Origin of the sequence: Flammeovirga aprica JL-4 (assembly GCF_012844305.1) — a bacterium.
GTDB classification, from domain to species: Bacteria; Bacteroidota; Bacteroidia; order Cytophagales; family Flammeovirgaceae; genus Flammeovirga; species Flammeovirga aprica.
In genome coordinates, this window is record NZ_JABANE010000179.1 from 1 (window position 1) to 9,606 (window position 9,606).

The window sequence follows — 9,606 nt, forward strand, 5'->3', positions numbered from 1 at the left end:
TTGGTAAACAGTTGTTTCTTCAATTTTCAAAAGCTCATTTTTAGTTATACTTTAAAATGTCTCAATACTTAGTACTTAAGGATTATAAGGTAACGATTCATTTAAATTATAGTTTTTTCAGGGCTTGTTTTTATAATTAAGAACAAGCCCTTTTTGAAGTATAAAAAGCTTAAAAGTTCTAGTGAAAAATCACTTCACTTTCTTCAAATACCCCACCGGCACCTCATCAGTCAACCAAACATCATTATCACTTTTAAAGAACTGCAATCCATCCTTGTGCATTCTTGTAGCATCTACTTCAAAAATGACCAATTTACCATGACGCCTTCCAACGTTGGTAGCGGTTTCAATATCAAGACTCAAATGCACATGATGTCTTTGTTTTTTCTTCAAACCTTCCTCCAAAATATTAGACAGATATTTATCAGCAGTGCCATGATAAAGTAAATCAGGAGGTGTAACGGCATTAAGGTTTAAATCAACATTTACAGAGTGCCCTTGATTGGCTCTGATCTTCGTTTTATCCTCATTAAAAGAATACCTTTTCTTGTTATTATTTTCTACCAAATATTTTAATTCCTCGAAAGTGATTGGTTTATGAAACTTGTTCATTTGTTGAATAAGAATTTCAACATCTGTCCAACCATTTTCATCAAGGTGTATATGTATTGTTTCGGGTCTGTGCCTCAATATCAAACTGAGAAATTTCCCAATGCTTTTAAGTTGTTTATCGTTCATTATATTTAAGTTTTTGATGGAAATCTGACCAAAGAGTAAAACAATTTTGCTTTGTACTTATTTCAATTTAAAAAGAATAAAATGCAGATGATATATAAATTAGTATTTTCAAAGCAGGTGGTCACAACTGCCTTAAAACTTTCCATTATTGTGGGGACAATTTTGGCTTTTATCAATCATGGGGAATCGATAATAGGAAACACGCTGAGCAATAAACAGGTAATTCAAATTTTGATTACATATTTTGTGCCCTATGCCGTTTCTACTTACTCTTCAGTGAAAGCAATTACTGCAAACACAAAGAAGATAGAAAAAACAAGAAAAGTAGGAGGATGAATACGTTAGGTTAGATACTAAAAAATGACGATAAAAATAATTGGTGATTTGATTTTTTTAAAGCTGTAAGGCAGTCTGTTTTAAAGCCATTTTTTCAAACTTCAATCTATTAATAAAGCCCAAAGCCATTAATTCATTGTTGAAGGATTTGATACATTGATCATCCTCGTAGACAACAACTTTTCCATTCTCGTGCTTTAATTCTAATGCTGGTTTACTTGGTCTTCTCTCTCTCATGAATTATAAATTTTAATTCAAAAAATCGGTTTCACTTCAATTCTATTGACACTAAAATAAGGTATATAGTTCCAAAAGTGTTTTTATCCCTTGTTAATGAATCTTTCTATTGCAAGATAATAACTAATTTGATTCATACAAATTATGCGGATAGTTATAAAAAGTGAATTATTCTTCGCGATTTAACCGATTTTTTTAATCAAACGTTCAATGCTATGTGAAAGTTAAGAATTAAGAGGGAAGAAGGAAGAGTTAAGAATAAATGTTGTATTCGGATATCATCGTTTTAAAATAATTCTTTTCCGAACTACCATAAAAACGAAAATACGAACCACAAGTACTCTTAACTCTTCCTTCTTAACTACTATATAACCTCTTCCTCAATTAAAAATTATACTGAATCATTCCTTTCAAGAAAAATGGAGTACCAGGTGTAAAGTGAATTTCCTCAGTTGGTTCTGTTTCATGTTTTAACCTTGATTCTGTAGCGAACTGTGTCTCGTTCCACTCTACATCAAATAAGTTTTGAATTTGAATACCAACACTCATTTTCTTCATTTTATAACCCAAGTTGAAATCTGTGACCGTGTATCCTGTAGCTATGATAGAGTTATCTTCATTTGCAGGCCTGTCATTGATATGACGGACATTGATACCACCATAAATTCCAGATTTCAGCATAACATTTAAGCCACTTACTAAAGTAAAATCAGGTGCCAATGGAATATAGTTTGCTCCTTCAGGTTCATCAATTGCACGGGCGTGTGTGTAACTAACATCTACATTCCAGAACAACCATGGCAAAGGCTGATAACGGTAACTCAATTCCACCCCTTGACGTTCCGTTTTTCCGCTTGGCTCCACAATGCCAGCATCGCCCACATACACAAATTCTTGTTCAAGATAGAGATACCAATACGCCATGCTCAACAACATTTTTGAAGTAGGTTTCCAGATGTAACCTGCATCAACACCATATGCCGCCGGTAAAATTTCCTGACCTTCTGTCGCCACTACCACTCTGCTGTCGTTGGAGTGAAAGCCTTTTCCTGATTTTACAAACAGTTGTAGCTCGTTGGTAGCATTATAGAAAACATTCAATTTAGGACTGACAATAGCACTTTTCTCACCTTGTGTCTTATAGGTAGGAGTAAGTTTGTCATAGTATTGGAAATTGAAATAATCTAAACGCACAGAAGGATTGATGGTCCATTTGTTGATGTCAATGAAAGTACCAGCATAAACACCAACATTCGTTTCATTGATATCGCCTAACTTCATATATTCCAACGTTTCAGATCTGTTCACCGTATGAGAAAGTTCATTATCAGTACTTTGATCATTACGTAAAGTAATCCCTGCTTGCCAACTACCGCTTATGTTATTTAAAGAAAAAGCCTTGTTGTATTCACTGCTCAAGCCAAAAATATTTCTGCTCTCTTTTTGTCTGATCTGATCACCATTTTCAGGATCTTCCAAGAAGAATGTAAAATTAGAATACAACTCAAAGTCATATTTATTGAAATACACTTTACTCTTAATAGAAGAATTTTTATCAATGATTTTAGTATGATCCACCAAAATATTACTACGTGAAGTAGCCCCCCCTTCAGTATCATCAATAGCACCAAAACGAGTGATTTGACCCGAATTAACAGCACGCTGAGGAATCTGTCCAGAAGCATCCCATTTACTGTCAAAATAAGAGAAGGTCACACCCAAAATATCATTGCTTGTAGGTTGAGCGGTATACTTACCAAATAAATTTACACGATTAAAATTCTGAGGGCTCTCAAAAAATCCGTCTGTAGATTGGAATTCAGTAGCAACATAAGCACTTTGCTTTTCTCCTTCAAGTAGGTTGAACATACCTAACATTCTGTAGGTATCAAACTGACCTGCTTCTATTTTGATTAAACTATTGTCCAGCTTTTGTTTTGTTCTGAAATCAACGTAGCCTGCAGTCGTAAAATTTCCTCTCTTTTGGTAATAAGGACCTTTCCCAAAGTCAATTTTCTCAACGGTTTCTGGAATCACAAAGTGCAAATCAGCGTAGCCCTGCCCGTGTGCATGCGAAACCATATTGACCGGAAGTCCATCGACAGTAATATTAATATCTGTACCATGATCGATATCAAAACCTCTTAGAAAAATCTGCTCCGCTTTACCGCCACCGGCATGCTGACCAATCACAATTCCCGGAATTTTTTGAAGGATATCTTGAGAGGAATTAACGGGGTTTTTCTGTATATCAATATCTGTCATGATATGATGAGCATCCACTCGCGAAGAAATACTTATTTCTTCCAGGCTAACGATTTGTTCCTTTAAAACAATAGAGATTTCCTCATTAAGGTCTTTCAACACCTTCACTTGTGTGTAAAAACCTACAATGGAAAATTGTAACGTGTCACCAATATTACAATCTGTTATTTTAAATTCTCCTTGAGGGTTGGAGTGGGAGTGATAATCATTGTTTTTGTTCAGAATGTTGACTGCCTCAATGGGTTTTTGGTTTTCCCCGATGACTGTTCCTGAGATAGTTTGTGCGAAAAGCGAACTATTTAGGAATAATAGAATGTAAGTTAAAAATTTAGTTTTCATCTGTTTGTTTCTTCAGAGAGAAAGATTTATAGGTTGTTATTAATTTGTTTGTTTTATCGACATGCTCTAACTAACCTGTTTTTTTATATTCAAGAATAAAAACGATGTATAGTTCAGTGACCCTAATGTGAAGGGACTGAATAATTCATGTAAAAAATTATTGAAGGTGAAAAGAGAGGTGTTAGAAGTACTTAATATGTCGTTAGTTTGTTTTTGTTTTGATGAAAATTTAAGATTTCATCTTGAAAAGAAGAGCATAGAAATGCTATTGAAAAGTTGAAGTTTAGTTATACCATAAAATTGTATTAGTTGAAAGAAATGAAGTATAAAGTACAAATTCAAAATTATCTTATACTAAATAGAATTAACTATGATTTATTTTTGACTTAATACTTATGTTAGAAAAATCTAATGGTAAACTTTGTTACATTGTGAGTTTTCTGGTGGCGAAATTAGTGAATTATGAACGAATAAAAAATCTTAGGAAAGAAACCTTTTTAAGTTTGGAAAGAGTCATTAAATATGAAAAAAAGAGGTGATCCGTATGGTAGTAATTAGGTAATACGGATCATTATTTTTATTAATCAAGGAAGGGATTGTACATCATTACGGCATGATTTTCTACTAACAGTTTTTCCTTCTCAAGGGCATCTTCTTTTTCAATCTGGAAAATTTGATTATGCCTTGAGTAACCACCCCAATACTGTTGTTTCATTTGATGATTTCGTTCTACTACCTCATATTCTGCTCGTACCTTATCCTTACTTCTTAACTCACCATTTAAGTGTGTTTTATCGAGCCAGAGATGAAGTTGGAAAGTATTCGCTGTTTCGTTTTTTACCTGTAAATCTATGTGATTGTAAGAAAGTGTAGCTCCTGCTCCAAAAGGTACTTTCCGATTGATATCCGGAAACACATCAAAACCATGTCTGTAGCGTTCAGTAATGCTTAATGGTGAATGAGCAAAAAGCCAGAACAACAGATTGCCCAACTGACAAAGTCCGCCTCCTGTATCTTTATCAATCTTTCCTTGACTTAAAATAAGCCCTTCCAAATACCCCTTTTTCTTGGTTGGTCTGCCTACAAGTTTCCAGATTGAAAATGTTTCACCAGGTTGGATAATGATTTTGTCAATATGTGAAATCGCTATAGAAAGATTAGTTCTTTTGTTTTCTTGCAAATACATCTCAACATCTTTCAGTGGTCTTAAAATCATTGATTTATGTTGAAATACTGTATTTTTTAAAAGGTCTTGCTGTTTAGTTTTCACCCATTTTTTATCTCCGAAAAACCAATCAATTTTCCTCTTTAAAATGTAATATTCTTTACCCAACAGTTGTCTTAACAGCCCTCTTTTAATTGGCTTTTCTATTTCGTTCATTATGCTTAAAGTTTGCCTTTTGTTTGTAATAGTTTAATTACTCAAATATCCGAAAAAAACTGAGATATTTCCTTTCTTCTTCGCTAAAAAGAAATTGTACTTTATTTAGAGTATGTTTGAAATGTCACTTAGAATATTTTATCAAAAAAAATAGAATACCACCCAAGTAATATTCTATTTCTTATGGATAAAAATTTAAGTTCTAATGCCCTCCCGAAAAATACCCAGACATTTGCATAAAAAACAGTCCAATACCCGCTATAACCAAGTACCAATTAACAGCTTTATAAAATGCCGGGAACTGTTTATTTTTCCTTGTGAAAGTAATAACAAACACAATAGGGATTAAGGCTACAATCTGACCGACTTCAACACCAAGATTAAAACATAGAATCTTAGCCAGTAGATCTTCTGTTCCGTTTTCAAAAGATTGTAATCTTGTAGAAAGACCAAACCCGTGAATCAATCCAAAAATAACAACCATCAGCAGTAAATTTGGTGATTTTATATTGAGTTTTTTAAAGCCTCCTAAGTTTTCAAACCCTTTATAAAGAACACTCAACGCAATCACAGCATCTACTAAATGTTCATTGGCGGTAATGCCCATATAAGTGGCCCCGATCAATGTAATACAATGACCAATGGTAAAGGCGGTGATAAATTTTACAATATCTTTAAAACCATTCAAATAAAAGACAACACCTGCTATGAAAAGCAAATGATCATACCCTGTGAGCATGTGTGTTGCACCTACTTGAATATAGGCCAACAGACCTCCTTGACGCAAAATTTCCTGATCAGCACTGGTCACATCATGTGCAAAACCGACTAAAGGCAAGAAAAGAAACAGTAGCGATAATGCTTTTTTACGATCTAACTTCATCTTATTCCTTTGTTCTGAAAACCATGAATAATACGCCAATAACAGCAATACTACCAATAATAAATAACCAAGTAGGGAACTCTGCTTCATGATGATGTTCGTGGTCATGATCATGGTGATGCGTGTGCGTATGTGCACCGTGTTCGTGTGTCACTTCAAAAGTTAAAGTACTCCATTTTGACTCATGTGTAATGTCTGAATTCTCCACCTTTGCCATATGGATAGTACGTAGGAAATAAATACCATCTTCTGGTAAATCGACCGTAATAATACCTTGTTCGTTGGTGCGTAATTGTTGTCCGCTAGTATGCGTGTGATCGTGATCCGCATGTTCATGATCATGTGAATGCTGATGACTGTGATCGTCGTGAGAATGTGCATGAGCATGAGTGATATGATCTGCATAAACCAATTGCCCTGCCAATGGTTGACCATCCAATAAAAGCTTCACATCCAATGATTGACCGCTGTATTTCTCGTAGGGGTTGCTCACCGGCACAAACTCGATTGGATAACCCAATACCGTTTTCCAGTCCTCTGTTTTTACATTGCCTACCTGATAAATTGCTTTCACATGTTTTTGGTAGCTTTCATTCACATCCTGATCCAAAGTATTCGTTTCAGTTCGCTCTTTTAGCATATCCAAAACGCCATCATGTTTCAAGTAATCATTGAAGTCTTTGGCCGTCTGTTTTAAGCTTCTTTCTTTCGTAGAAACACCAACAACATATGTACCTGCTTCACCCGTTATAAAAGGAAGTTGCGTAATTGTGCTGTCTTGATCTTTCCATTGTTCAGCACTGATGCGTACTCTGTTACCATGTGAAAGGACAGAAGCATCTAGCAAACGGTCTGGAGAAATTGTATTTTCACTTTCCTCAAAAGTTCCATTATACAAGCTTAATACAGCTTCTTGATTAGGTTTCAAGAAGTAAGTATCCATTTTGATAAACAGGTCATGACTACATAATAGGGTCACTGCCGCTAATAAATAAAATGGCTGAATGATTCTATGGATTAATTTTTTAGAAATGCCCTTTGTATTGAATTTCATATTTTCGTTATCGAAGTTTATTTGTGAATTTGTTGTGTTTAGCTATTTCGGGCAAAAATAAAGAGTTTTTTGTTAGAATATTAATAACAATGCTAATACTTCACGAAATACGTTTTTTTGAGTGATGACTTTAATTATACTACTATAGTACTTTATTGAATAATTAAATAAAAACTGAGACCTGCTGAAACTTGATTTCCGTTGGTAATACCGGCACCAGGAACATAATAAACAGGGTAATCTTTGTTTTCAGGGTTATAGAAAATATAGGTGAATCTAAGTGAAAGAATCATACTTACTTTCTTGCCAAGGTTATTTTCAAAATCAATATTAGGTTCTATTCCTAGTGCAAATAAGTTATTGTGTGTGTATTCACCGTTGAAATCTCCAAAATATTTTCCTTCTAAAACATATTTATTATTGATAGAATAATTAGAAACAAGAAGATTGAGAAAGGCAAAATTCTTTTTACCTAAGGAAGTACCTATCCCTGGTTTAATATAAAAGCCCGTAGTTTTGATATTATTGTTTACAAAAATATTATCGTACCTGGTGTTACTATATCCAATTACGGCTTTGAACTTGGCTTCTTTGTCCTTATCTGCATAATAATAGACAGGCTCAATGATGAAACCTTGGCCACTTGAAATTAAAGGCAGGGTAAGTGTTTTGGTGATGTCAATGCCAAAACGATGAGGACGGTGATTCTGTGCGTAAAGGCTAGATTGAGATACAATCAAAAAGAGAAAAGCACTAATTAATAATATTGATAAAGTATTGATTTTTTGAGTCATGATATATCGATTGAGAACCTTCTATTATTTGAAATGAAACACTATCAAAAGTAGTTTCTTTTAGTGTTTGGAAATCACTTAGAGTTACAGTGTATCCGCATTCCTTAGATTGAAAATTAAAATTTCGTTTGTACTTGATCGACAAGGTGTCTCGTTGATCTCCTCCACTAAAAACCAATGTGGTGGTATCCGATACAATTGAGAGTGGGTACGCTAATTCATAACTAAATGCGATGACACTATCAGAACCTAAGAAATTTACATAGTCATAATCAGGAGGATTATAATCACCTTCGCTTTTTCCGTAGTCATATGAAAAATGAAGGTCCATTATTGGTTCATCTCCATATTGACACTCATTGCAAGCTGTGAAGATCATCATCATAATGATGAGTTGAAGAAGTTGTTTCATAAAATTTGATGTTTGCTTTAGATGATTCGAGACTAAAAATAGTAGTTTATATTTTTATCAGAGTAAATAGATTAGCCTTAAAAATCATTAATTCAAAATAGTAATACGAAGTTAATAAAAAAGAATCATTTTAAACGATTAGATCTAAGAAAAATAAAAATTACCAAGTCACGTCTACTGGATAAAAATCATCAATTTGCTGTCTCATTTTATGAGTGAAAGAGGGGTATTTATTTTCAAATTCTAAACGAACTTCGGGAAAAGTACACGTCATATATAAAGCAATATACAATGGCTTCTGATATTCTGCTAAATCTTTATATTTCATCACTAAATCAAACTTTTCTAATTTAATTAAGTTTAAAAAAACTCGTTCTCTTCTCAATGGTTGAAGACGATCATTCTGCTCTAGAAATGTAATTGACAAATCGTTGAGTATCGCATCATCTTTGATAAATTGAAACAAATTGATGGTCCTTATCTTAATAGAATCTCGTTGTACAGCCTTTTCAATCAGCCTGTCATAATTTCCTTTTCTATAAGACAAAAATAGAAACAAGAAGCGGTCATCTCCTTCTAAAATTGATTTTTCAATTAATGGATAATTTTGCTCATTAGCAGGAATTTTAGCTATTATATATTTAGTCAATAAATCAGTTCGATTGAAAGAGTAGATCAAGTGAAATGCTTTGGTTCTTATATTTTGATTTGAAATTGTAAAACAAGATTCTACATAATATTCTATCAGTAGTTGATCTGAAATATTACAGCCATCAATCCTATTGATTTTCAATTTACTAGAAATGTTATTTTGAATTACTGCAATTACATTGGGTGAATTATTTATGCAAAGTTGTTGGAAAGCATAACACCTAACAAGTAGATTTTTATTAGATTGTAATGATGTTAACTCTTTGTTATTAAGATGTTTAGTGATGCTTAATGCTGTTGATTTCTGATGTGAATATTCTCCACCTTCATAAATATATTCACTTTCAAGCATCTTATATTTTCCCAAAAAAATCTGTAAACTGTCAATTGTCGTTGAGTACGACTTAGTGGTTATGAGAAAAAATGAAGTGATTGTAATTATAGATAAGTATTGAGACATTTTAAAGTATAACTAAAAATGAGCTTTTGAAAATTGAAGAAACAACTGTTTACCAA

General features: G+C 33.3%; 10 protein-coding genes. 1 reads left to right on the forward strand and 9 read right to left on the reverse strand.

Features of this window, described 5'->3' with window-relative positions:
- Positions 1 to 189: 189 nt before the first annotated feature.
- Positions 190 to 738, reverse strand: coding sequence for an RNA 2'-phosphotransferase (locus HHU12_RS31790; RefSeq protein ID WP_169660771.1), 549 nt, complete (start codon positions 736 to 738; stop codon positions 190 to 192).
- 87 nt (positions 739 to 825) lie between these two features.
- On the opposite strand from HHU12_RS31790, the gene nrtS reads away from it, so the two are divergent.
- Positions 826 to 1,074: a nitrate/nitrite transporter NrtS gene (gene nrtS, locus HHU12_RS31795; RefSeq protein ID WP_205960054.1), complete on the forward strand. Its 249-nt coding sequence runs from the start codon at positions 826 to 828 to the stop codon at positions 1,072 to 1,074.
- Positions 1,075 to 1,131: 57 nt separating this feature from the next.
- On the opposite strand, the gene HHU12_RS31800 is transcribed toward nrtS, so the two are convergent.
- The 8 genes from HHU12_RS31800 to HHU12_RS31835 all read right to left on the reverse strand — a co-directional run bounded on the left by HHU12_RS31800 (position 1,132) and on the right by HHU12_RS31835 (position 9,442).
- On the reverse strand, positions 1,132 to 1,311 hold the full coding sequence (locus tag HHU12_RS31800; protein WP_169660773.1) for a hypothetical protein: 180 nt from the start codon (positions 1,309 to 1,311) through the stop codon (positions 1,132 to 1,134).
- A gap of 384 nt (positions 1,312 to 1,695) precedes the next feature.
- Positions 1,696 to 3,915, reverse strand: a complete 2,220-nt coding sequence (locus HHU12_RS31805) for a TonB-dependent receptor (protein ID WP_169660774.1) — start codon at positions 3,913 to 3,915, stop codon at positions 1,696 to 1,698.
- Positions 3,916 to 4,495: 580 nt separating this feature from the next.
- Positions 4,496 to 5,296, reverse strand: a complete 801-nt coding sequence (locus HHU12_RS31810) for a VanW family protein (protein ID WP_169660775.1) — start codon at positions 5,294 to 5,296, stop codon at positions 4,496 to 4,498.
- Between the two features lie 202 nt (positions 5,297 to 5,498).
- Positions 5,499 to 6,179, reverse strand: coding sequence for a HupE/UreJ family protein (locus tag HHU12_RS31815; RefSeq protein ID WP_169660776.1), 681 nt, complete (start codon positions 6,177 to 6,179; stop codon positions 5,499 to 5,501).
- Between the two features lies 1 nt (position 6,180).
- Entirely contained in the window at positions 6,181 to 7,233 is a 1,053-nt protein-coding gene (locus HHU12_RS31820; protein WP_169660777.1) for a DUF4198 domain-containing protein, read from the reverse strand.
- 152 nt (positions 7,234 to 7,385) lie between these two features.
- On the reverse strand, positions 7,386 to 8,027 hold the full coding sequence (locus tag HHU12_RS31825) for a hypothetical protein (RefSeq protein ID WP_169660778.1): 642 nt from the start codon (positions 8,025 to 8,027) through the stop codon (positions 7,386 to 7,388).
- A complete protein-coding gene (locus HHU12_RS31830) occupies positions 7,987 to 8,439 on the reverse strand; it encodes a DUF6452 family protein (RefSeq protein WP_169660779.1) in 453 nt (150 codons plus the stop codon). The genes HHU12_RS31825 and HHU12_RS31830 overlap by 41 nt, the downstream gene beginning before the upstream one ends.
- Before the next feature lie 160 nt (positions 8,440 to 8,599).
- Positions 8,600 to 9,442: a hypothetical protein gene (locus HHU12_RS31835; protein ID WP_169660780.1), complete on the reverse strand. Its 843-nt coding sequence runs from the start codon at positions 9,440 to 9,442 to the stop codon at positions 8,600 to 8,602.
- Positions 9,443 to 9,606 lie beyond the last annotated feature (164 nt).